This window comes from Providencia sp. PROV174 (assembly GCF_028480685.1).
In the GTDB taxonomy this organism is placed as follows: domain Bacteria; phylum Pseudomonadota; class Gammaproteobacteria; order Enterobacterales; family Enterobacteriaceae; genus Providencia; species Providencia rettgeri.
This window is the reverse complement of the sequence record NZ_JAMPOT010000019.1, coordinates 1-23,763: the sequence shown is the minus strand read 5'-3', so window position 1 is coordinate 23,763 and position 23,763 is coordinate 1. Positions and strand designations below refer to the sequence as shown.

Below are 23,763 nucleotides of genomic sequence, written 5' to 3'. Positions count from 1 at the left end.
TATAACGTTATTTTAAATTGCATGCCTCGCCAAGAGAGCGAGGCTGAAAGGTTAATTAGCGAGTACCATAAACAACGATGGTTTTACCGTGTGCGGAGATCAGGTTTTGGTCTTCTAACATTTTTAGAATACGGCCGACTGTTTCACGGGAACAACCCACGATTTGGCCTATTTCCTGACGAGTAATTTTGATTTGCATACCGTCTGGGTGTGTCATTGCATCAGGTTGTTTAGCTAAGTTTAATAGCGTTTGAGCAATACGGCCTGTAACGTCTAAGAATGCGAGGTTACCGACTTTCTCAGATGTTGTTTGTAAGCGACTAGCCATTTGCGCAGAAAGGCGCATTAAAATATCAGGATTTACCTGAATCAATTGACGGAATTTTTTGTAAGAAATTTCAGCAACTTCGCAGGCTATTTTGGCTCTAACCCACGCAGTACGTTCTTGCCCTTCTTCAAATAACCCAAGCTCACCAATGAAATCCCCCTGATTCAGGTAAGAGAGGATCATTTCTTTGCCTTCTTCATCTTTAATTAAAACAGCCACCGAACCTTTAACGATATAGTAAAGGGTTTCTGCTTTCTCACCCTGATGGATAAGAGTGCTCTTGGATGGATATTTATGAATATGGCAGTGTGACAAAAACCATTCAAGAGTAGGGTCTGTTTGTGGCTTGCCGAGAACCATTAGCGTTATCCTCTGTATGTTATTGCAGCCATTCAGAAAAACATACTAGAAAGGCTGGCTTTAAAGTCACTAGCTTAGCATATTAATTTGCCTTATATACCTTTAAATAATCTAACAGCTGATTGCTTCAGCGTTTTTGATTGCTTTGGGTAACGCAAATTGATATCAACACTATAATATGATCAATTAAACCGTTGAGTTTTGATCTTAATCCTATCAACTAAGTATTGTTTGTAGCATATCCAATAAAGAAAGTCTTCCCTGTATCGCTTCAGCCAAATAAAGTTGATATAACATTCATTGTATCTATGGAACAATGTAGCCTTTAAACCGATTTCATTTCAAGGGGAAATATAATGGAAGCAAGAGTTAAGTGGGTTGAAGGACTTTCTTTTCTAGGGGAGTCAGCGTCTGGGCACCAAGTGATGATGGACGGTAATGCAGGTGATAAAGCCCCAAGCCCAATGGAAATGGTGCTAATGGCTGCGGGTGGTTGCAGCGCGATTGATGTCGTTTCGATTCTACAAAAGGGCCGCTATGATATTACGGATTGTGAGGTGAAATTAACCTCACAGCGTCGCGAAGAAGCCCCTCGTTATTTTGTGAAAATCCATTTACATTTTATTGTAACAGGGAATGAATTAACGGAAAAAGCGGTCGAACGAGCCGTTCAACTTTCTGCTGAAAAATATTGTTCAGTCGCATTGATGTTAGAGAAAACCGTTGAAGTCACACACAGCTTTGAAATAAAAAACTAATAATAAATTTAATTTTTATTGGTATATTTGAATTAAAAGATGCTTACCTTAATTAATGATAAGCATCTTATTTATTAATCAAAAAATAATTTAATTGTTGTTCTTTTGATTAATTAGTTTTTCGACTATTGGCGCCATAATTAATTCCATGGCTAAACCTAGTTTTCCTCCGGGGACGACAATTGTATTCATTGCAGAAATGAAAGAGCCAGATATCATTGATAGCAAATAGGGGAAATCAATTTGTTCTAGCCCACGAAAACGGATCACAATAAAGCTTTCATCTTGTGATGGAATAGCTTTAGCCGAAAATGGGTTAGAAGTGTCTACCGTTGGAACGCGTTGAAAATTGATGTGAGTGCGAGAAAATTGTGGCGTGATGTAATTAATATAGTCGCCCATAGAACGTACGACAGAGTCCATAACAGCTTCACGGGAGTGCCCTCGCTCTGTCGTATCACGGATTAATTTTTGGATCCATTCTAGGTTGACTATAGGGACAACACCAACAAGTAAATCAACATGTTGTGCGACATTATGTTCCGGTGTGACAACACCACCATGCAGCCCCTCATAAAACAAAATATCCGTTTTGTCTGGCAGTGGTTCCCAAGGGGTAAATGTCCCAGGTTGCAAGCCATAAGGTACCGCTTCATCGTAAGTATGTAGATATTTACGGGATTGTCCGCAACCCGTTTTTGCATAGTCAACTAAGGTTTGTTCAAGCAAAGCAAAATCATTCGCTTCGGGGCCAAAGTAACTGATGTGCCGGCCTTGTTCTCTGGCTTTACGGATAGCCATATCCATTTCAGGGCGTGTATAGCGGTGAAAACTATCCCCTTCTAATGTTGCAGGCTGGATATTTAATTGGTGAAAAACTTTACGAAATGCTTGGCTAGTTGACGTTGTGCCAGCCCCACTCGAACCGGTGATAGCAATGATTGGGTGCTTTTTAGACATCGTGGACTCCCTGTGCTGCGCTTATAAGCACTATTTTAATCAATAGTGCATGAAGCGGATTAACGGGTGTTAGGGTTGTGAGCCTTATTTGATGGTTTTACGACATGATTATGCTGGAAAACACGCAACTTAATTTATGACAGAAGATGACGTAAAAATGAACCATGGAATAAAAACATCATACAGAAAAACTTCCCTTAGGCATGAAATTAACCGATTCATGCAATTCAGACCAGACTAGCACAATTTCGCCAGAAACTAACTGTCGTTTCACATCGTTAACCTTATCTTGTAGGCTTTTTTCTTGGGAGCCGTAGTCGGTTCCCTCACGCAATACGTAGCTCTCAATCAGGTTTTCCAATGTTTCAGGCTCAAGTTCTTGCCAAGGAATAATCACACTATTTCCTTATCTAAATAAGGGGTTAGCCATTGAGGAATACGGGTTTCTAACCACATTTGTGGTTTTCTTAATGTACCGCTCACAAAGCCGACGTGCCCGCCATGTTCTGTCATTTGGTATTCCACATTGTGGGGTAAAAATGATAAATCAGGAACAACTTCAGGCGCCATAAATGGGTCATCTTTGGCGTGAATAATTAGCGTTGGTTTAGTGATATAAGCTAATTTGGGTAATGCACTGCATTTTTGATAATAATCTGTCGCATCATCAAATCCATGAATACGAGCAGTAATCACATCATCGAACTCACGGATCCGCTTAAGCTGCTTCAATTGTAAGAGGTTTAAGGGTAATGAGCCTGGATAACGGACTAATTTCCGGGTGGCATTGCGTTTCAATCCATTTAGTAAATAACGTTGATAAAACTGAGAAATGCCCTTTTCCATGCGTAAAGAGCAGGCTTCTAACATCAACGGGGCAGAAACTACAACACCCGCATCGACATCGGCATTTTGGCCACTTTCAGCTAAATAGCAGGCTAACATATTGCCACCAAGAGAATAACCGACTGCAGCGGTTGGCGCATCACCGAAGGTTTGTTTTAGCCAACGGAGGAAATAGCGGGCGTCATTTGTTTCACCTGAATGATAAATTCGTTGCTGGCGATTGGGTTCTCCGCTACAACCGCGAAAATGCATAATCACACCCAACCAACCGTGTTTTTGGGCAGCTTCTAGCATTCCGTGGGCATAAGGGCTTTTAAAATTACCTTCTAGACCATGGAAAATTACTAATCGTGGCTTATGCGCTGCTAGCTCGGGTTTTTCACTCCAAGCGAGATCGATAAAATCGCCATCAGGCAATTCAAGCCGCTGCCATATAGGTTTGATTTTCGGTGTTCTACGGAAAATCCTTGGCAGTAATGTTTGGAGATGTGGATTTTTAGCCCAACTTATTGGACGAAAGTTTTCTGACATAGCCTTATTTTTATTTAATGGAGACTCTTGTGAGTCACATAACATACTGTTATTTTTTTGTGATGCAAGTAAACAAATTTGAGTTTGAGGCTAAATTATAAATGACACTGGGGCTGATTTTTTCTCTTTTTACGTTTTTATTCATTGCAGCAGTCACACCCGGCCCTAACAACATGTTGCTAACGTCAAGTGCAGCAAACTACGGTTTTCGCCATACGATTACATTATGCCTTGGTATTATGTTGGGCATGCAATCCATACTTTATCTTTCTGCATTCGGTATTGCTGCACTTTTATTGCTCTATCCTGCGATTCATATCGCCTTAAAAGTCGCCGGAAGTATCTACCTGTTATGGCTAGCATGGAAAACAGCGACGGCAAATTATGCACCACTGAAGACGAATAGCGAAGTTGCGAAAAGCGTTACTTGGTATCAAGGTGGCTTATTACAGTTTTTAAACCCGAAAGCATGGATGATGGGTTTAGGGGCGGTGGGGGGATTTAGCTTACCCGGTGAGTTATTTACCCAATCTATTTTAATGATGAGTATCGCATTTGTGGTGGTTAACTTAGTGGCGGGTTTAATCTGGATGGGGTTTGGTTCATTAATCAGCCTATTTTTGCGTAGCCGCCGTGCTTGGTTTATTTTTAACTGGGTGATGGGGATTTTAACGGCTTTGTGCGTTCCCCTGATTTGGTTGGAATGATTTTCTGATAAAAGTGCAGTTTATATAACCCATAAAAAAGCAGCCAATGGGCTGCTTTTTTGTTTAATCGAATTATTAGTCTAAATCGACGTTCTTAGTTCCGAAAAAATAAGTAAAAATAAAACCGAATAAGTAGGATGTGAATAACCCGCCCACATAAACTAACATTCCAGGGAACACTCCATCAGCTGACGTCATCATTGGGATAGCGACTAAGCCAGAAGGGCCAAAGACGGTATTTAAACCAACCGGTAAACCCATCCAAGCCACTAATCCAACAAAGAAACCGCCTGCAGCACCACCTAAACATGCGGTGACAAATGGCTTCATCCGCGGAAGGGTGACACCGTAAATAAGTGGTTCACCGACACCTAAGAAACCTGGAATGATAGCCCCGCGAATCTGATTACGTAACACTGAATCTTTTGCGGCTTTAACATACAACGCCATTGCTGCACCCACTTGGCCGCCACCTGCCATCGCTAGGATAGGGAAGAGTGAGTTAAAACCTTGAGTTTCAACGAGTGCCATATATACCGGAACAAAGCCTTGGTGTACGCCAAACATGACTGCAATTAAGAATAGCCCAGCAAGTATGGCAGTTCCGAATGGGTTGCTGCTTAAATGAACAAACAGCCATGACATGCCAGAGAATAACCAGCTACCTATTGGCATGATAAAGATAAACACAGCAGCACCAACAATTAATAAGGTAATTGTTGAGGTTAAAATCATATCAAGGTTCGCTGGGATAATTTTGCGTACCTGTTTTTCAACCCATGCGCCAAAAATACACGCAATCAATACCCCAATAATGTTACCTCTTGGGTCGATAGCCAACCCGAAGAAGCTATTCATGTCAGAATAGAACCCTTTGGCTATTTCAGGGTTATATCCAAGAACAAATAGTGAAGCAATGATGGCACCATTTACTGCGCTACCGCCAAAGGCTTTTTGAGTGTTATAACCAATGAGAATACTTAGAAAGCTAAACAGTCCTTTGCTAAATACTGACATATATAAAATAGTATGTACGAGTAGGGTCTGCTCTTCAGGCTTTGTCGGAAGCCCTGCTGGGAAATAGGTTTGTTTAGCTAGAGTTGCAAAGCCTAATAGTAGGCCGGCAGCAATAAAGCCCGGAATTAACGGTGTAAATATCGTGGCAAATTTGGATAAAAATCGGTGAACGGCACTGGTTTGTTTCTTTTTCAGTTGCTGCTTATTTGCGGAGGCAATGTCGTTTAAATCCTGAGGCTGGGTTGTTGCCTCAAGGCTATCCTCTTCATCGTTATCCAACAATTGGTTCATCAAGTCTGCGGCAGTTTGTGCCTTACCCGGGCCAAGGATCACTTGCAGCTGTTCATCACTCTCAATGACACCAAGCACCCCTGCGATTTGTTTGAGCGCGGCTTTATCCACTAGCTGGTCATTGTTGAGTGTGAGCCGCAAACGGGTCATACAGTTACCCGCTAATTTAATATTACGGCGTCCTCCAACGTGTTGTAGGATCTGCTGTATCATTTCTATTGTTATTTTAGCCATACTATTTATCCCATTAAAATCCGCAAGTTAGGCGGATGAGGCCATATTGAGTGCCGTACGAATAAAACCGTTGTTGTCTAAGAGCAGTTGCCGTGCATCATCGGCATTCAAGCCCGATAGCACCATTAAAATGGCAGTTTTGCAGTGTCGATTACATTGTTGAAGGGCGGTTTCTGCAGTAGTTCGGTCACAGTCGGTCGCTTCCATCACAATTTTTGTTTGTCTTTCAATGAGTTTTGCGTTTGTCGCTTCAACATCAACCATTAAATTACCAAATACCTTTCCGATGCGGATCATTGCCCCAGTGGTGATCATATTGAGCACCAATTTTTGTGCAGTTCCTGCTTTCATGCGTGAAGAACCTGTGACAACTTCTGCACCGACAACGGGGGTGATAGCAATATCTGCGGCATTGGCAATTGGGCTATTTGGGTTACAGCTAATGGCAGCTGTGGTTGCACCAACAGCATTCGCGTATGCTAAAGCCCCTAATACATAAGGTGTTCGACCACTCGCTGCGATACCCACTAACACATCATTATCATTAAATTGGATATCTTTGAGGTCTTGTTCGCCCAGTTCAGGCTTATCTTCTGCATTTTCTACGGCACGGAAGATAGCCTGATGACCACCGGCGATTAAACCAACAACTTGCTCATGGGGCGTTCCATAAGTCGGCGGGCACTCACTCGCATCAAGAATCCCTAAACGGCCAGAGGTTCCTGCTCCTGAGTAAATCAGACGACCGCCTTTTAAAAAGGCTTCTGCGACTTTATCAACCAGTTGGGTAATTTCAGGGAGCACTTTTTCAACCGCTAACGGAACGAGCTTGTCCTCATCATTAATGACCTTTAGCATTTCAGCCGTTGATAGTTGGTCGATATTAGTACTGGCTGCATTACGGCTTTCAGTTACCATTTTGCTTAAGTCGATAGTCATAAAAATTGCTCCTAGATCAGTTATTGGGCTAATATTAAGGAATTATTTATTCCTTATATGTGACTAATATCACGGTGCTATCTATTCTATCTTGTGAATATACAAGAATATTTTGTGATCGATTTTACGGACTAAAGTTACGACCCTTTGAATTATAAGTATTATTTATCAGGTATCAGTGACTTGGTTGAGGAATAATTTATTATTATTTTTTTTATTTATAGGTCTGGCTATTACAACTATTATTAGAGGTCACCATGACATTATTGGACATCATTACCTACTCACTACCGCGATTAGCGGAAAACCAACGCAAAATTGCGCAATTTATCCTTGAAAATCCCGAAAATGTACTGAATTTATCGTCTCAGCAATTAGCAGAAATTTTAGATGTCAGCCAATCTGCCATCGTTAAGTTTAGTCAAAAAGTCGGGGTAAAGGGGTACCCTGCCTTGAAGCTTGCACTTAGTGAGATTATTGGTCGCCAGCAACTGAAAGAGGGAGCCCCTCATTCCGCTTTACATAACCGTATTGCACCTGATGATAACTTGATGGTTGTTGCTCAGAAATTGGCAATGGAGAAAAATCATTCAATCACAGAAACAACAAAGTTAATTGATTTCAGGCAGTTTGAACGCATTGTTGAGCGAATAGACCAATCACAGAGAGTACAGATTGTCGGTATTGGTGGGTCAGGCTTAACTGCAAAAGATTTAAGTTATAAATTACAAAAAATTGGTATCACAACGCTCGTGGAGTCAGACCATCATGTGCAAATTGCTGCGGCACTCACTCTCAATGCCCATGATGTACAAATCGTTATTTCTTTTACAGGGAAGCGTAAAGACATGCTAACAGCAGCGAATATTGCACGTAAGCAAGGGGCATGTGTCATCGCGATTACGCGTGACTGTGATTCACCACTGGGGCAAATTGCTGATTATGTTCTTGAAAGTATCGCGGAGGAAGATGAATGGCGTAGTTCGTCGATTTCATCAAGAACTGCACAAAATACGCTTACTGACCTGATTTTTATGGCGTTATTGCAACGGCGAGAAGCGAAAGCAAAGTCGTTAGTGATGAATGCAAGAGTAGTTATTAATAAATTAGATGAATGATTGATGGCTTGAATCCTCATCGATAACTTTGCAATCAAACCTTATTTGCGTTAAGACTAATATCATAAGTATTTTGATTTTAAAAAGTTAAAAGGGAGTTATTAATGAGAGCACTCATAGTTTATACGGAATTAACCGATGACGACTCCGTGATTAGCCATGCTGTAGCAAGACTCGCTAGTGAACTTAAAGATGAGCACGTAGAAACCGTGATCATTCGTAATTTTGAAGATGGGATGGCATACATTCGATCAAATACCAGTATTGATTGCTTGTTATATGGCCGAGATATGTCAGACAAGCAAGAACAAACTCAGGCACATCAATTAATTACCCAACTTCACCGCAGACAAGAAGATGTTCCTGTTTTTTTATTAAGTGATCGTGAAGAAGCTTTGACGGCATTTGACCGTAAAATGATGGAGCAAGTTGATGAATTTGCTTGGATTTTAGAGGACTCCGCTGATTTTATCGCAGGTCGTGTCCTCGCCGCGATTATCCGCTACCGCGCTAATTTATTGCCCCCTTTGATGAAAAGCTTGATTAAATACAGTGATGTACATGAATATTCATGGGCAGCACCGGGTCATCAGGGCGGTGTTGGGTTCACCAAAACCCCCGCGGGTCGCATATATCATGATTTCTTTGGAGAAAACTTGTTTCGTACCGATATTGGTATCGAGCGAGTTGCCGTGGGGTCACTGTTAGACCATACCGGCGCATTTGGTGAATGTGAAAGAAATGCCGCCCGTATTTTTGGTGCTGACCAATCTTATTCAGTGGTCGTGGGAACATCAGGTTCGAACCGAACTATTATGCAAGCTTGTATGACAGATGATGACGTTGTTGTCATTGACCGTAACTGCCACAAATCTATTGAGCAAGGTTTGATTTTAACCGGAGCAAAACCGGTTTATATGACGCCAAGCCGAAATCGTTATGGCATTATTGGCCCGATTTACCCTCAAGAAATGACACCAGAAGCGATTACTGAAAAAATCGCTAAAAACCCATTAACTTCGGATAAAATAGGCAAACGCCCTGTATATAGTGTGGTAACCAACTGTACTTACGATGGCGTGTGCTATCACGCACGTAAAGTTCAAGATTTGCTAGATGAATCATTGGATAGGATTCATTTTGATGAGGCATGGTACGGCTACGCGCGCTTTAACCCTATCTATCGTGACCACTTTGCGATGCGTGATGACCCTAGAAAAGACGATGAGCCGACCGTTTTCGCGACTCACTCTACGCATAAATTATTGAATGCACTTTCACAAGCTTCATTTATCCACGTTCGAAATGGCCGTAATGCGATTGATTTTAATCGTTTTAACCAAGCTTATCATATGCATGCGACCACTTCGCCGCTATATGCAATTTGTGCCTCGAATGATATTGCCGCAGACATGATGGACGGCAACAGCGGGCGTTCACTCACTGATGAAGTTATCCGTGAAGCCATCGACTTCCGCCAATCACTGGGTTACCTATACAAAGAATTTATCAATGATGATGAGTGGTTTTTCAAACCATGGAATCAAGAAATGGTGAAAGACCCAGCAACAGGTAAACGCTATGCATTTGAAGATGCCCCTGTTGAACTGTTGATGAAAGAGCAAAGCTGCTGGGTGATGAATCCTGAAGATAAATGGCATGGTTTTAAAGATATCCCTGAAAATTGGGCGATGCTTGACCCAATTAAGGTAAGTATCTTGTCGCCGGGGATGGGAGATGACGGTAAATTACTGGATAGCGGAGTTCCTGCTGCTTTAGTCACAGCTTGGTTAAATCATTATGGTATTGTGCCAACCCGTACGACCGATTTCCAAATTATGTTCTTGTTTTCGATGGGAATTACGAAAGGAAAATGGGGGACATTGGTCAATGCGCTGCTGTCGTTTAAGCGCCACTATGACAATAATACGGCACTGAAAAAGGTATTGCCTGAAGTTGTTGAAGCGGCTCCTGAGATCTATAGTGAGATGGGGCTACGTGATTTAGGGAATAAAATGTTTGTGTATCTACAAAAAAATAACCCTGGAGGTCAACTAAATCAGGCTTATGAGCAACTCCCTACCGTGATGATGAGCCCACGCGATGCCTATCAAGAAATTGTTGCTAACCGTGTTGAGTCGGTTCCTTTAGATAAACTCGCCGGGCGTATTGCTGCTAACTCGATTATTCCCTATCCACCGGGTATCCCAATGTTGTTATCGGGGGAAAGCTTTGGCGATAAAAATAGCCCACATATCGGCTATTTACATAGTCTTCAAGCATGGGATAGCGAATTCCCTGGTTTTGAACACGAAACCGAAGGTACTGAAATTATTGATGGCCAGTATTATGTGATGTGTGTGAAAAACTAAAATGCACAAAGATTGAGTTCCCCCGAGTCAGTCGGGGGATCACTTAACAGATTAGGCGGTCACTTTTTGTTTTTTATTCATAAAATCTTTGTAATACATCACGTTATTAATTTCATCTTGCAAACGAGGGTCATTATTAACTTCCCAAATATCAACGGACTGTTGAAGATTCAACCAATAATCTTTACTGGTGTTAAACGCTTTTGCCAGTTTGAATGCCAAATCGATTGATAATTTACGGTTATTATTAACAAGGGCACTAATCGTGTTTCTATGGACGCCTAATAACTCGGATAACTCATTGATCTTTAGCCCTGTTGGCTCTAGATATTCATAAAGCAACACATCGCCGACACTGGCTGGCTTTCTCGTCGCTTGCATGGTTTTCTCCTTTCTATTTTTAATATCTTAAACTTAGAAAACTACTGTTAACTTTCTAAGGTTTAGATATCTTTATGTGGATCTAGGTATAAATTTTTAATCCCATTTTCCCAGATAAAAATTAAACGGTATTGGCTATTTACTCTTATGGAATAACAATGGGCCAACGGTGGATTCAGTTTCTTTAACCTGTTCCCCGGCGGGCTTCTTATGTCATTTAACATCACAGCCGCATTTAACATATCTAGTTTTCGGGCAAGTGTTGAGCTGATATCTTAAGGAATGGCTTTGTAAGCCGTGCCATATTTATAAAATAGCGCTAAATAGCTGTCTCTAAATTGCAATCTACAGTCATCATCATTTTGATTCATTTTCCCTCCCTGAAAATGTGAATAGTATAAATGACGGTGTACGCACGATAGCATAGCAAACAGATGTGCATAATAGCACTGTGCTCGAGTGCATGTTGCTAATAATAGATAAAGAGATATCGGTAGGGATTATGAATGCAATATTCTAAAGGATAAAAAAATAGCGCCTGTCTTATGATGAAGTTTCAAGCGCTATATTATAGGGTTATTTATTTTATGAATGTCTAGATTGCGTCAAACTCACTGGTCATGGTTTCTAACTGCTCTTGCAATTCCATCCACTCCATTTCCACATCTTCAAGCGCTGCTTTGTGTTCAGTTTGTTTTTTCAAACATTCCGTCAATTCGGCTTTTTTATCTTGTTCATAGATGGCTGCATCAGAAAGTTTTGCTTCAAGCTCATTCAGGGCATGAGAGTGCTTATCCATCTGCTTTTCTAGTTCCGTAATTTTTTTACGGATAGGCTGAGTTAACTGACGAAATTCAGCTTCACGACGCTTTTGATCTTTTCTATCTTGTGCCGTCACCGTTGCAGCAGCGGCTGGCTTATCTTTCTCTTGTTGATCACGCGCTTGCTGTAATTCGAGCTTATTTTGCTCAGCTAGCCATTGTTGGTAATCTTCTAAATCACCATCAAACTGCTCTACAGAACCGCCGTGGACTAAATACAGTTCATCGGTCGTGGTACGCAATAAATGCCTATCATGGGAAACGACAACTAAAGCGCCTTCGAAGGCCATTAAGGCTTCAGTAAGCGCTTGGCGCATATCTAAGTCCAAGTGGTTGGTTGGCTCATCGAGCAGCAGTAAATTAGGGCGTTGCCAGACGATTAAAGCGAGAACTAAGCGCGCTTTTTCCCCACCAGAAAAACGGCCGCTTGGGTCAGTAACTTGGTCACCTTTAAAACCGAAACCACCTAAATAGTCACGTAATTGTTGCTCAGTTTGCTCAGGGGCAAGGCGAGCAAGATGCTGCAAAGGGGATTCTTCAGGGTGCAAATATTCTAATTGGTGCTGGGCGAAATAACCAAGTTTAATCCCTTTTGCGAGGGAAATTTCTCCCTGTAATGGTGGTAAGTCGCCAGCTAACATTTTGATTAAAGTGGATTTACCTGCACCGTTACGCCCGAGTAGCCCAATGCGTGACCCCGGGACTAAGTTCAGCTTGATGGATTGTAATATGACCTTTTCACCGTAGCCTGCGCTGACTTTTTCCATTTTTAATAATGGATTCGGTAAGCTTTCTGGTTTGCGGAATGAAAAATGGAATGGGTTATCCACATGAGCCGGTGCGACCATTTCCATTTTTTCAAGCATCTTAATGCGGCTTTGTGCTTGTTTGGCTTTGGTGGCTTGTACTCTAAAGCGGTCAATATAGCTTTGTAAATGTGCTGCTTTGGCTTGTTGGCTCTCATACAACGCTTGCTGCTGGGCGAGTTTTGTCGCACGTTGGCGCTCAAAAGAAGAATAGTTACCCGTATATTCGAACATGGTTTCTTGTTCGATATGCAGCACTTTATCAATAATCGGGTCGAGGAAATCCCTATCATGGGAAATCAAAATCAGGGTGCCTTGGTAGCTTTTTAACCACTTTTCTAACCAAATGACCGCGTCTAAATCAAGGTGGTTGGTTGGCTCATCGAGTAACAACAGGTCAGAACGGCAAAGTAGTGCCTGCGCGAGGTTCAAACGCATCCGCCATCCACCCGAAAATGATTTTACTGGGGAATCTAGCTGTGCTTGGCTGAAACCTAAGCCATGTAGCAAACTGGAGGCGCGAGAACGAATGGTCCATGCATCAATGGCATCAAGTTGCCCATGTACTACTGCGATGGCATGGCCATCATTTTTTTCATTAGCTTGCTGAAGTTTTTGTTCTAAGGCTCGGAACTCGCGATCACCGTCAATCACATATTCAAGAGCGGGGACATCAAGGGCAGGGGTTTCTTGGTTCACCCATGCCATAGACCAATTGCTTGGAAAGGTTGCAGAACCTGCTTCAGCTTGTAATTCGCCTTTTAATAATGCAAGAAGTGTCGATTTACCGCAGCCGTTTTTACCCACTAAACCAACTTTTTGGCCGGGGTTAATAGTCGCAGTGGCATTGTCCAGTAGGACACGAACACCTCGGCGAATTTGGAGTGAAGAGAAAACAATCATAGCAACCGTCTATTAAAAATATGTTAAATTACCAACGTATATACTCTAAATATTTCACGGTGCTGTTAGGCGACAAGCAAATGAGTCGCTAGGAGCCTACTTAAGTAGGTGACTAGTGCGAATGCGCGTAGTCAACAACACAGCAACGTGAAGTATGACGAGTATAGCAGGCTGCATGGTAACGGAAAATGTTCCGTCTGACACGCCTTTGAGGAGGGAAAGATGTCAAATACACCGAAAGTGCTGGTGGTCTACGCTCACCCGGACCCCGATGAATCGATGGCTAATAAGGCGTTATTGGGGGCAGTGCGTGATTTTGACCATGTGACTGTGCACGATTTATACGCAATTTATCCAGATTATTTTATTGATGTTACTGCGGAACAAAAATTATTGTGCCAGCACGATATCATTGTTTTTCAGCACCCTCTCTATACTTATAGTTGCCCTGCTTTATTGAAAGAGTGGTTTGACCGCGTGTTAACTCGCCGTTTTGCAACCGAAGCAGGGTACCAAAAATTAAAAGGCAAATATTGGCGCTCAGTGATCACGACGGGGGAGCCTATCCACGCTTATCAACATGATGGGTATAATCATTACCCACTTACAGAAATACTTCGCCCATTTGAATTGACCGCATTAATGTGTGATATGCAATGGTTAGAACCAACCATCATTTATGCAGCACGTCGGCAGTCGAAAGAACGCTTTGAACAGCTTATTGATGACTACCGCCAATGGATGCAGCAACCGCTAGGTGCGGGAGGGTTATCCTGATGTCAGAATTGGGGCTATTTGAATCCGTTATCATCTTCCTCTGCGCCGGGGTTGTCATGGTACCTATTGCACAAAAAATCCGCTTAGGTGCTGTGCTCGGGTATTTGCTTGCTGGGATCATGATTGGGCCATTTGTTTTCGGTTTTATTCGTAATGTTGATGATATTTTACACTTCTCCGAAATGGGGGTGGTGTTCCTAATGTTTCTCATTGGGTTAGAGCTGAAACCTTCTAAATTATGGGAACTTAGGCGCTCGATTTTCGGTGTGGGTACGCTTCAAGTGGTTGTGACTGCGGCTATCATGGCATCTCTGTTATTTTTAGCCCAATTCTCTTGGCAAGCCGCCATTGTCGGTGGGTTAGGAATGGCAATGTCATCAACGGCAATGGCACTTCAGTTGATGAATGAAAAAGGGATGTCCAACAAAGAAAGCGGGCAACTCGGTTTCTCTGTTTTGTTATTTCAAGATATGGCCGTTATCCCGATTATGGCGCTGATCCCACTGTTAGCCGGGGATTCCGCAACCAGTGATTGGCAAAAGATTGGCTTGAAGATAGTCGCGTTCGCAGGCTTATGGGTCGTTGGCCGCTATTTATTGCGCCCGATGTTCAGGCTTGCTGCTAAATCTGGTGTTCATGAAATTTTTACGGCTGCAGCCTTATTGGTGGTATTAGGTTCTGCACTCATTATGGAAAGCCTTGGGTTTTCTATGGCTTTGGGAACCTTTATGGCAGGGGTCATGTTAGCAGAAACAGAATTCCGTCATGAATTGGAAATTAATATCGAACCATTTAAAGGTCTGCTGCTAGGGCTATTTTTTATCTCAGTCGGTATGTCGTTAAATTTAGATATATTGTGGGCTTACTTACCACAGGTATTGATTGCTGTTGCCGCATTAGTCGCTGTCAAAGCGTTAGTGCTTTACGGCCTGAGTTTAGCAGCTAGGCTTAGAAATGGTGCGAGAGCGCAATTTTCTGGTGTACTTAGCCAAGGTGGCGAATTTGCATTTGTAATCTATGCGACTGCCTTTGGTGCAAGTGTAATTAATGAACGGCAAATGGATTTATTGCTGGTGGTTGTCACGCTTTCGATGATGACCACTCCACTTGTGATGCAGCTGATAGATGCCTATTTGAACTACCGTTATAATCAACAGCCGGCCTCGAGTGAAAAACCGTTTGTAGAGGATAATGACCCGCATGTTATTTTGGTCGGTTTTGGCCGCATGGGGCAGGTGGTTGGCCGCTTATTAATGGCTAATAAAGTTAAAATTACAGTATTAGAACAAGATGTTACGGCGATTAGTACCATGCGCCGCTATGGTTATACAGTATATTACGGCGATGCACGTGAACTGCAATTATTGCGCTCAGCAGGCGCTGATAAAGCCAAATCTATCGTCATTACCAGTGATGTCCCTGAAGAAGTGATGGAAATTGTGCAAATTTGCCAAGAAAACTTCCCTAACTTGCATATTATTGCACGTGCTAAAGGTCGTCTTGAGGCTCATGAACTATTGCAATGTGGCGTGACTGACTTTAGCCGTGAAACATTCTCGAGTGCGCTTGAACTTGGTAGCAAGGCTTTAGTCAGTACGGGGATGCACCCTCATAAAGCTTATCGTGCCAAGCAGCATTTCCGCCGTTTAGACATGAAAATGCTCAGGGATATCTACCCTGAAAATGAAAATAGTGATAGCGGGCAAATTTCACGCATTAAAGAGGCACGCCGTGAACTTAATGAACTCTTTGAGAAAGAAATGCAAAGAGAGCATCGCCAGCCTCATAGTTGGAATAATGAACAGTAAGGGTTAGAAATGGCTTCAATACGTAAACGCTTTATTGCCGGGGCGACTTGCCCTAAGTGTAAGTCACAGGACACATTAATGATGTGGCGTGAAGATAAAATTGATGTCGTCGAGTGTGTCAATTGCGGCGATCAACAACGCCAAGCAGGGGATGAAGCAACTGGCCATGTCAGGCAAAAAGAGCAGGTTATTGGAATTTTTACACCTGAATAATAGAAATTTGTCAATTCTCAATACATCATCATAGTTTTTCGGTACAATTGGCAAAAATTTTCCCCTTACGGGTAGTAGGAGATGTCATGAAAGTAGCAAAAGACTTGGTGGTCAGCTTGGCTTATCAAGTAAGAACAGAAGACGGTGTTTTAGTTGATGAATCACCAGCAAGCGCACCAATGGACTATTTGCATGGTCGTGGGTCTTTAATTTCAGGTTTAGAAAAAGCATTAGAAGGTCGTTCTGTGGGCGAAAACTTCGATGTTGAAGTCGCTTCAGACGATGCATATGGCCAATACGATGACAACTTAGTTCAACGTGTTCCTAAAGATGTATTTATGGGCGTTGATGAGCTAGAAGTGGGTATGCGTTTCTTAGCTGACACTGACATGGGCCCAGTTCCTGTCGAAATCACTGGTATTGAAGGTGATGAAGTTATCGTTGACGGTAACCACATGTTAGCAGGCCAAAACCTGAAATTTAATGTTGAAGTCATGGCTATCCGTGAAGCAACAGAAGAAGAAATTGCACATGGACACGTCCATGGTGCAGGCGGTCACGACCATGACCACGACCACGAAGGTGGTTGCTGTGGCGGTGGCGGTCATAGCCACGGTTCAGAAGGCGGTTGCTGTGGTGGCGGCGAAGGTCACGGACACGGCCACGGCCACAAACAAGGCGGCTGCGGCTGCCACTAATACCTTGTATTAGTGTTTGTAAAAAAGGAAGCGAAAGCTTCCTTTTTTGTATTTGAAATCAAGAGTTTTATATTTGAAATCAATAGTGTGGCGGCGGTGTTTCTTCTTCAGGCCTTGCTAAGTGAGAATCTTGGGATGATTTCAGTCTTTCAGCCACAATGCGTAAATGCTCTTGAAGGCGGCTCATTTGCATTTGCTGGTCAGTAATAACCTGGTTAAGTTGTTCAATCGCCAGTTCTTGAAAGGCAACTTTACTTTCTAAAAGTTCTAAGCGTCGTTCAAATGAGTCCATATTCGACTCTCCTTAAGCGTTTATATCGTAATTAAACCATCATAATAACTGAACATTACAAATCAATAGATAAGTTTTAGTTAAAGATATAGGCGACGAAACGACTTTTTGTTAATGTGGTCTCAGTAGTTATTATATTTTTTTAATACTCAATGGGGCAACGGGATCTAAACTTAAAGAGCCCTACCCATAAAACGAATAGTTCGCTATTCGAATATAATCGAATAAAAGTTATCGGAGACTAGGATGAAATCACTGTTTAAGGCAAGCCTTTTAGCAACTACGCTAGCATTTACTTTTGCTGCTCCGCAAGTGATGGCAGCGGAAGCCAAAGCACAAAGCAGCGCATTCAAAAACGCAGAAGAGCGTAATGCATATGCACTGGGTGCGTCTTTAGGCCGCTACATGCAGAATTCTTTAGAAGAGCAAAAAACAATTGGTATTAACTTGGACAAAGCGCAATTGCTTGCTGGTGTCCAAGATGCATTTAACGGCAAAAGCAAAATGACCGATGCAGAAGTTGAGGAAACATTGCGTCAGTTTGAAGGTCAAGTCAAAGAAGCTGCAGACAAAAAAATGAAAGATGAATCAGCAGCGAATGAGAAAAAAGGTGCTGAGTACCGTGAAAAATACGCGAAAGAAAAAGGCGTTGTAAAAACTAAATCAGGCCTGCTGTATAAAATTGAAAAAGACGGTACAGGTGCTAAACCTAAAGCAGACGAAACTGTAGTCGTTCACTACAAAGGTTCTCTGATTGATGGCACTGAATTCGATAGCTCATATTCACGTAACGAGCCACTGACTATCCCATTAAACTCAGTAATTAAAGGCTGGACTGAAGGTTTAGTGAACCTGAAAAAAGGCGGTAAAATGCAGTTAGTGATCCCTGCTGACTTAGCTTACGGCGAAAATGGTGTGCCGGGTATCCCTGCAAATTCAACATTAGTCTTTGATGTTGAATTATTAGATATCAAACCTGCTGCTAAATAAGTATTCATTAAGCATCAGCTAAGTGTATTTTGAAGCCCAACGCATTCATGCCTTGGGCTTTTTTGTATTTCTCATCAAAAAAATTCTCAAATTGTTTAAAACTTGTGATAAAACAGACTGTCTTGCATTCATTCGCTTGACGGCAACGCCGTGGAGTTTTAACTTCAGAAGACTCTATTTTATTTTTTATCATCACAATTGTTGGCTACGAACAAAGTAATGAAGGCCAAATAGTCGAATAATGAACGCCTTTTTAGTCAACAGGATGAGTTTTTTACATTAGAAGGATGATGTTGAAATGTCTGATTCTATACAATCACACGACCTCAGCGATATTAACATATTGGATAACCAACCCTTTTCTGAGACAGACCATGAGATTTTAAAATCGTATGAAGCTGCGGTGGATGGTCTGGCAATGCTAATCGGTGGGCACTGTGAAATTGTTCTTCACTCTTTAGAAGACCTAAACTGCTCTGCAGTCAGAATCGCAAATGGTCAGCACACTGGGCGTAAAATAGGCTCACCGATTACAGACCTAGCGTTGAGAATGCTGCACGATATGGCAGACGAAGAATCGAATGTCTCGAAAGCTTATTTTACGAAAGCGAAAAGCGGTGATTTAATGAAATCCGTGACTATTGCGATTCGTAACCGTAAGCAACGTGTGATTGGCTTACTATGTATCAATATGAACTTAGATGTGCCGTTCTCTGAAATTATTCAATCGTTTGTTCCAGAAACTAAACAAGAAGTCACTTCAGATGTGAACTTTGCCTCTTCAGTTGATGACCTTGTCGCGCAAACATTGGAATATACGATTGAAGAAGTCGGTGGTGACCGTAATGTCTCGAATAACGCAAAAAATAAGCAAGTAGTTCTTAACCTATACGAAAAAGGTATTTTTGATATTAAAGACGCCATCAACCAAGTTGCTGACCGCCTGAACATCTCTAAACACACGGTTTACTTATACATTCGTCAATTCAAGAGCGGTGAATGAGTAATACAAATTCGCTAACCTACTGCTTAGTTGTGACAGGTCCTGCTTACGGTACACAACAAGCAGCGAGTGCGTATCAATTTGCAAAAGCCCTTCTTGAAGAAGGGCATATATTGAAAACACTATTTTTTTATCGTGAAGGTGTTTTCAATGCGAATCAGCTTACTTCACCGGCAACAGATGAATTCAATTTAGTTTCAGCTTGGCAGGAATTGGCAAAACAATCTGGATGTGAAATGCATATCTGTGTTTCCGCAGCTTTGCGCCGAGGGGTTGTTGACCAAGAACAAGCGCAAAGTTTATCACTTCCAACAGCCAACCTTGCTGAGGGCTTTATAATGAGTGGGTTAGGAAGCCTTGCGGAAGCGATGATAATCACAGACCGGACAATTCAATTCTAGGAACAGCTCAATACAAGGTATCGTGTGAAAAAAATAGCGTTTGTCTTTACAACCATGCCCCATGGAAATGCCAGTGGTCGAGAAGGGCTAGATGCATTATTAGCAACTTCAGCACTGACAGAAGACATTCAGGTGTTTTTTCTCTCTGATGGCGTCTATCAGCTTCTAGCAAACCAACACCCTGCCGAAGTGCTTGCTCGGGATTACATCGCAACATTTAAAATATTGCCATTATATGACATTGAAAAAATTTATCTCTGCGGCTCTTCATTACAAGAACGAGGGTTAGGGGAAAATACCAAATGGGTCGTGACGCCAACAATTCTCAACAAGAAAGAGATCAGAGCGAGAATAGCTGAATGTGATGTGGTGCTTAATTTTTGATCGATTGTGCGAATTTTGAGCTTGGGTTAAGTTTTGATCTATAGTAGGATCTTTTCTATGCTGTATACATTAGCAACATCTCCATTTAAATGTGATTTTTCTGCGATGCTAGGCTTTATTACGGCGGAAGACGTAGTTTTACTGATGCAAGATGGCGTGGTTGCGGCAGTCGCACAGTCACCTTTTCTTATTGCATTACAAAAAACAGGTGCGCAGTTGTACGCTTTGGATGCCGACATCAATGCTCGCGGGTTGCAAAATACCCTCTCAACCGCAGTTTCTGTAATCACATATCAAGGTTTTGTGAAGCTAACAGAAGTCCAAAAACAACATTTTGCCATATAAAGGCACTAAAAGTTGTATATTTCTTGACACCTGAGCCAGTCAGCAATAAAATTTCGCGTCCTCGTGTATCGTCATGTTGGCGAACGAGGTCAAAATCCGTGTTTACGAAGCAATAAAACCAGGAGCTTTTTTAATAATGGCAACTATTAATCAGCTGGTACGCAAATCTCGTAGCTCGAAAGTTGTTAAAAGCAACGTTCCAGCACTGGAAGCTTGCCCGCAAAAACGTGGCGTATGTACTCGTGTATATACTACCACTCCTAAGAAACCAAACTCAGCATTACGTAAAGTATGCCGTGTTCGTTTAACTAATGGTTTCGAAGTTTCTTCCTACATCGGTGGTGAAGGCCACAACTTGCAGGAGCACTCCGTTATCCTTATCCGTGGTGGTCGTGTTAAAGACTTACCAGGTGTGCGTTATCACACCGTTCGCGGCGCACTGGACTGTTCTGGTGTTAAAGACCGTAAGCAAGCTCGTTCTAAATACGGCGCGAAAAAACCTAAGGCTTAATGGATTTCCGTTAAGTAAGGCCAAACATTTTAATCTTAATGTCAAAATACTCTCGTAGAGTTTTGGACAAACCTGAATTAACAACGGAGTCATATCCATGCCACGTCGTCGCGTAATAGGTCAACGTAAAATTCTTCCAGATCCTAAGTTCGGATCAGAATTACTGGCCAAGTTTGTAAATATCCTGATGGTAGACGGGAAAAAATCTACTGCTGAAGCAATCGTATATAACGCACTTGAAACCCTTGCTCAGCGTTCTGGTAAAACTGAACTTGATGCATTCGAATTAGCACTAGATAACGTGCGTCCGACTGTGGAAGTTAAATCACGCCGTGTTGGTGGTTCAACTTACCAAGTTCCAGTTGAAGTTCGCCCGGTTCGTCGTAATGCCCTGGCAATGCGTTGGATCGTTGATGCTGCTCGTAAACGCGGTGATAAATCTATGGCGCTTCGCCTGGCAAATGAATTATCAGACGCTGCTGAGAACAAAGGTTCCGCTGTTAAGAAACGTGAAGACGTTCACCGTATGGCAGAAGCTAACAAGGCGTTCGCACACTACCGTTGGTAATTTCTTACCCGCATTAGTGATGTATCTCAGGGTAGCCATTTGCTACCCTTTATATGAAGCATTGAACGCCCACGAGAGAGGAAAAAATGGCCCGTCAAACGCCCATAGCACGTTATCGTAATATCGGTATCAGTGCACACATCGACGCCGGTAAAACCACAACTTCTGAACGTATTCTGTTCTATACTGGTGTAAACCATAAAATTGGTGAAACTCACGAAGGTTCTGCAACAATGGACTGGATGGAGCAGGAGCAAGAGCGTGGTATTACTATCACATCTGCAGCGACTACTGCATTCTGGTCTGGTATGGCAAAACAGTATGAGCCACACCGTATCAACATCATCGACACCCCGGGACACGTTGACTTCACCATCGAAGTAGAACGTTCTATGCGTGTTCTTGATGGCGCAGTAATGGTTTACTGTGCGGTTGGTGGTGTTCAGCCACAGTCTGAAACTGTATGGCGTCAGGCTAACAAATATAAAGTTCCACGTATCGCGTTCGTTAATAAAATGGACCGTATGGGTGCGAACTTCTTACGTGTTGTTGAGCAATTAAAATCACGTTTAGCTGCTAACGCAGTTCCACTGCAATTACCAGTCGGCGCAGAAGAGTCATTCACTGGTGTTGTTGACTTGCTGAAAATGAAAGCAATCAAGTGGAGCGACGAAGACCAGGGCGTTACCTTCGAATACGAAGATATCCCTGCGAACATGCAAGAAGCTGCTGAAGAGTGGCACAACAACCTGATCGAAACCGCAGCAGAAGCATCAGAAGAACTGATGGAAAAATATCTGGGCGGTGAAGAACTGACTGAAGCAGAAATTAAAGCTGCATTACGTCAACGTGTTCTTGCAAGCGAAATTATCCTGGTTACCTGTGGTTCTGCGTTTAAGAACAAAGGTGTTCAGGCGATGCTGGATGCAGTTGTTGATTACTTACCTGCGCCAACAGATGTACCTGCAATCAATGGTATTCTGGACGACGGTAAAGACACTCCTGCTGAGCGTCACGCAAGTGATGATGAACCATTCTCATCATTAGCATTTAAAATTGCAACCGACCCATTCGTTGGTAACTTAACGTTCTTCCGTGTTTACTCTGGTGTTGTTAATTCAGGTGACACAGTTCTGAACGCAGTGAAATCGAAGAAAGAACGTTTTGGCCGTATCGTACAGATGCACGCTAACAAACGTGAAGAGATTAAAGAAGTTCGCGCTGGTGACATCGCGGCTGCAATCGGTCTGAAAGATGTAACTACAGGTGATACTTTATGTGCGGTTGATGCACCAATCATCCTGGAGCGTATGGAATTCCCAGAGCCAGTAATCTCTGTTGCAATCGAACCAAAAACTAAAGCTGACCAAGAAAAAATGGGTATCGCATTAGGCCGTTTGGCTCAAGAAGACCCATCATTCCGCGTATCAAGTGATGAAGAGACTAATCAGACTATCATCGCTGGTATGGGTGAATTGCACTTGGACGTTCTGGTTGACCGTATGCGTCGTGAGTTTAAAGTTGAAGCGAACGTTGGTAAACCTCAAGTTGCTTACCGTGAAGCAATCACTATGAAAGTGACTGATATCGAAGGTAAACACGCGAAACAGTCTGGTGGTCGTGGTCAGTATGGTCATGTCGTTATCGATATGTTCCCACTGAACAAAAACGATAAAGACGGCGTTCAAATGGATTACGAATTTGCCAACGATATCAAAGGTGGTGTAATTCCTACTGAATACATCCCTGCGGTTGACAAAGGTATCCAAGAACAGCTGAAATCTGGTCCATTAGCTGGTTACCCGGTTGTTAACATGGGTGTTCGTTTACATTTCGGTTCTTACCATGATGTTGACTCCTCTGAATTGGCGTTTAAACTTGCGGCTTCAATCGCGTTTAAAGATGGCTTCAAAAAAGCTAAACCAGTTCTGCTTGAGCCAATCATGAAAGTTGAAGTGGAAACACCAGAAGACTACATGGGTGATGTTATTGGTGACCTGAACCGTCGTCGTGGTATGATTGAAGGTATGGATGACCTGCCTACTGGTAAAGTCGTTCGTGCACAAGTACCATTGTCAGAAATGTTCGGTTATGCTACTGACCTGCGTTCTCAGACACAAGGTCGTGCTTCATACTCTATGGAGTTCCTGAAGTACAATGAAGCACCAAACAACGTTGCACAAGCTGTAATCGAAGCTCGTAACGCTAAATAATCGATTTTTATCGGTTAACAACTTTAATTTAAGTTCCTTCTTTATCGTGAAGAGGGAACTCCATAAGGAATAGAGTCGTGTCTAAAGAAAAATTTGAACGTTCAAAACCGCACGTTAACGTTGGTACTATCGGCCACGTTGACCACGGTAAAACTACTCTGACAGCAGCTATCACTACTGTTCTGGCA

26 protein-coding genes and 1 pseudogene are annotated in these 23,763 nt (G+C 42.4%); 17 read left to right on the top strand and 10 right to left on the bottom strand.

From position 1 onward, the window contains the following. Positions 1-55: 55 nt before the first annotated feature. Positions 56-688 carry a cAMP-activated global transcriptional regulator CRP gene (crp, locus tag PSE60_RS16015; protein ID WP_004262556.1) on the bottom strand — a complete coding sequence of 211 codons (633 nt, stop codon included), beginning with the start codon at positions 686-688 and terminating at the stop codon, positions 56-58. Between the two features lie 356 nt (positions 689-1,044). Between crp and PSE60_RS16010 the strand changes: the two genes are divergently transcribed. After that, positions 1,045-1,446, top strand: a complete 402-nt coding sequence (locus tag PSE60_RS16010; RefSeq protein WP_004262554.1) for an OsmC family protein — start codon at positions 1,045-1,047, stop codon at positions 1,444-1,446. Positions 1,447-1,536: 90 nt separating this feature from the next. Here the strand turns inward: PSE60_RS16010 and PSE60_RS16005 are convergent, their stop codons facing one another. The 3 genes from PSE60_RS16005 to PSE60_RS15995 all read right to left on the bottom strand — a co-directional run bounded on the left by PSE60_RS16005 (position 1,537) and on the right by PSE60_RS15995 (position 3,783). Next, positions 1,537-2,406 carry a phosphoribulokinase gene (locus PSE60_RS16005; protein WP_004265947.1) on the bottom strand — a complete coding sequence of 290 codons (870 nt, stop codon included), beginning with the start codon at positions 2,404-2,406 and terminating at the stop codon, positions 1,537-1,539. A gap of 178 nt (positions 2,407-2,584) precedes the next feature. Next, positions 2,585-2,803 carry a YheU family protein gene (locus tag PSE60_RS16000; protein WP_272666019.1) on the bottom strand — a complete coding sequence of 73 codons (219 nt, stop codon included), beginning with the start codon at positions 2,801-2,803 and terminating at the stop codon, positions 2,585-2,587. Further along, positions 2,800-3,783, bottom strand: a complete 984-nt coding sequence (locus PSE60_RS15995; RefSeq protein WP_272666018.1) for a hydrolase — start codon at positions 3,781-3,783, stop codon at positions 2,800-2,802. Before PSE60_RS15995 ends, PSE60_RS16000 begins: the two co-directional genes overlap by 4 nt. A gap of 101 nt (positions 3,784-3,884) precedes the next feature. Here PSE60_RS15995 and PSE60_RS15990 point away from each other — a divergent pair, with 101 nt between their 5' ends. Beyond that, a complete protein-coding gene (locus tag PSE60_RS15990; RefSeq protein ID WP_004265943.1) occupies positions 3,885-4,490 on the top strand; it encodes a LysE family translocator in 606 nt (201 codons plus the stop codon). 75 nt (positions 4,491-4,565) lie between these two features. On the opposite strand, the gene murP is transcribed toward PSE60_RS15990, so the two are convergent. Both murP and murQ read right to left on the bottom strand, forming a co-directional pair. Continuing rightward, positions 4,566-6,032 (bottom strand): PTS N-acetylmuramic acid transporter subunit IIBC, encoded by a 1,467-nt coding sequence (gene murP / locus PSE60_RS15985; RefSeq protein ID WP_272666016.1) that lies wholly within the window; start codon positions 6,030-6,032, stop codon positions 4,566-4,568. A gap of 27 nt (positions 6,033-6,059) precedes the next feature. Next, on the bottom strand, positions 6,060-6,971 hold the full coding sequence (murQ, locus tag PSE60_RS15980) for an N-acetylmuramic acid 6-phosphate etherase (RefSeq protein ID WP_210839332.1): 912 nt from the start codon (positions 6,969-6,971) through the stop codon (positions 6,060-6,062). Between the two features lie 257 nt (positions 6,972-7,228). On the opposite strand from murQ, the gene PSE60_RS15975 reads away from it, so the two are divergent. Further along, entirely contained in the window at positions 7,229-8,089 is an 861-nt protein-coding gene (locus tag PSE60_RS15975) for a MurR/RpiR family transcriptional regulator (RefSeq protein WP_004265935.1), read from the top strand. A 104-nt stretch (positions 8,090-8,193) separates the two neighbouring features. Further along, positions 8,194-10,461, top strand: coding sequence for an arginine decarboxylase (adiA, locus tag PSE60_RS15970; RefSeq protein WP_272666015.1), 2,268 nt, complete (start codon positions 8,194-8,196; stop codon positions 10,459-10,461). A gap of 51 nt (positions 10,462-10,512) precedes the next feature. On the opposite strand, the gene PSE60_RS15965 is transcribed toward adiA, so the two are convergent. The 3 genes and pseudogenes from PSE60_RS15965 to PSE60_RS15955 form a co-directional block, all read right to left on the bottom strand. Then, positions 10,513-10,842 (bottom strand): HigA family addiction module antitoxin, encoded by a 330-nt coding sequence (locus tag PSE60_RS15965; RefSeq protein ID WP_272666014.1) that lies wholly within the window; start codon positions 10,840-10,842, stop codon positions 10,513-10,515. A gap of 62 nt (positions 10,843-10,904) precedes the next feature. Next, positions 10,905-11,213, bottom strand: a pseudogene (locus PSE60_RS15960) (type II toxin-antitoxin system RelE/ParE family toxin). Between the two features lie 224 nt (positions 11,214-11,437). Continuing rightward, positions 11,438-13,372 carry an ABC transporter ATP-binding protein gene (locus PSE60_RS15955; protein ID WP_272666013.1) on the bottom strand — a complete coding sequence of 645 codons (1,935 nt, stop codon included), beginning with the start codon at positions 13,370-13,372 and terminating at the stop codon, positions 11,438-11,440. Positions 13,373-13,594: 222 nt separating this feature from the next. Here PSE60_RS15955 and kefG point away from each other — a divergent pair, with 222 nt between their 5' ends. From kefG to slyD, 4 genes are all read left to right on the top strand, one after another. Continuing rightward, complete coding sequence (kefG, locus tag PSE60_RS15950) at positions 13,595-14,149, top strand: glutathione-regulated potassium-efflux system ancillary protein KefG (protein ID WP_210839337.1); 555 nt, start codon at positions 13,595-13,597, stop codon at positions 14,147-14,149. Then, positions 14,149-15,957, top strand: a complete 1,809-nt coding sequence (kefB, locus tag PSE60_RS15945) for a glutathione-regulated potassium-efflux system protein KefB (RefSeq protein WP_210839340.1) — start codon at positions 14,149-14,151, stop codon at positions 15,955-15,957. The genes kefG and kefB overlap by 1 nt, the downstream gene beginning before the upstream one ends. A gap of 9 nt (positions 15,958-15,966) precedes the next feature. Continuing rightward, entirely contained in the window at positions 15,967-16,170 is a 204-nt protein-coding gene (locus PSE60_RS15940) for a YheV family putative zinc ribbon protein (protein ID WP_115166425.1), read from the top strand. A gap of 86 nt (positions 16,171-16,256) precedes the next feature. Further along, positions 16,257-16,868, top strand: coding sequence for a peptidylprolyl isomerase (slyD, locus tag PSE60_RS15935; RefSeq protein WP_272666012.1), 612 nt, complete (start codon positions 16,257-16,259; stop codon positions 16,866-16,868). Positions 16,869-16,947: 79 nt separating this feature from the next. Here the strand turns inward: slyD and PSE60_RS15930 are convergent, their stop codons facing one another. Continuing rightward, complete coding sequence (locus PSE60_RS15930; protein ID WP_272666011.1) at positions 16,948-17,160, bottom strand: SlyX family protein; 213 nt, start codon at positions 17,158-17,160, stop codon at positions 16,948-16,950. A 246-nt stretch (positions 17,161-17,406) separates the two neighbouring features. Between PSE60_RS15930 and fkpA the strand changes: the two genes are divergently transcribed. From fkpA to PSE60_RS15885, 9 genes are all read left to right on the top strand, one after another. Continuing rightward, a complete protein-coding gene (gene fkpA, locus PSE60_RS15925) occupies positions 17,407-18,150 on the top strand; it encodes an FKBP-type peptidyl-prolyl cis-trans isomerase (protein ID WP_272666010.1) in 744 nt (247 codons plus the stop codon). Positions 18,151-18,448: 298 nt separating this feature from the next. Then, a complete protein-coding gene (locus PSE60_RS15920; protein WP_004262503.1) occupies positions 18,449-19,153 on the top strand; it encodes a helix-turn-helix transcriptional regulator in 705 nt (234 codons plus the stop codon). Then, positions 19,150-19,554 carry a sulfurtransferase complex subunit TusD gene (gene tusD, locus PSE60_RS15915; RefSeq protein WP_272666009.1) on the top strand — a complete coding sequence of 135 codons (405 nt, stop codon included), beginning with the start codon at positions 19,150-19,152 and terminating at the stop codon, positions 19,552-19,554. Before PSE60_RS15920 ends, tusD begins: the two co-directional genes overlap by 4 nt. Before the next feature lie 24 nt (positions 19,555-19,578). Next, on the top strand, positions 19,579-19,938 hold the full coding sequence (gene tusC / locus PSE60_RS15910; protein ID WP_115166427.1) for a sulfurtransferase complex subunit TusC: 360 nt from the start codon (positions 19,579-19,581) through the stop codon (positions 19,936-19,938). A gap of 57 nt (positions 19,939-19,995) precedes the next feature. Beyond that, on the top strand, positions 19,996-20,283 hold the full coding sequence (tusB, locus tag PSE60_RS15905; RefSeq protein ID WP_004265906.1) for a sulfurtransferase complex subunit TusB: 288 nt from the start codon (positions 19,996-19,998) through the stop codon (positions 20,281-20,283). Between the two features lie 136 nt (positions 20,284-20,419). Next, positions 20,420-20,794 (top strand): 30S ribosomal protein S12, encoded by a 375-nt coding sequence (rpsL, locus tag PSE60_RS15900; protein WP_004265905.1) that lies wholly within the window; start codon positions 20,420-20,422, stop codon positions 20,792-20,794. A gap of 97 nt (positions 20,795-20,891) precedes the next feature. After that, positions 20,892-21,362 carry a 30S ribosomal protein S7 gene (gene rpsG, locus PSE60_RS15895; protein ID WP_004262486.1) on the top strand — a complete coding sequence of 157 codons (471 nt, stop codon included), beginning with the start codon at positions 20,892-20,894 and terminating at the stop codon, positions 21,360-21,362. An 86-nt stretch (positions 21,363-21,448) separates the two neighbouring features. Beyond that, positions 21,449-23,575, top strand: coding sequence for an elongation factor G (gene fusA, locus PSE60_RS15890; RefSeq protein WP_210840273.1), 2,127 nt, complete (start codon positions 21,449-21,451; stop codon positions 23,573-23,575). Between the two features lie 77 nt (positions 23,576-23,652). Next, the coding region (locus PSE60_RS15885) for a GTP-binding protein (protein WP_231310522.1) at positions 23,653-23,763 on the top strand (111 nt) is incomplete at its 3' end.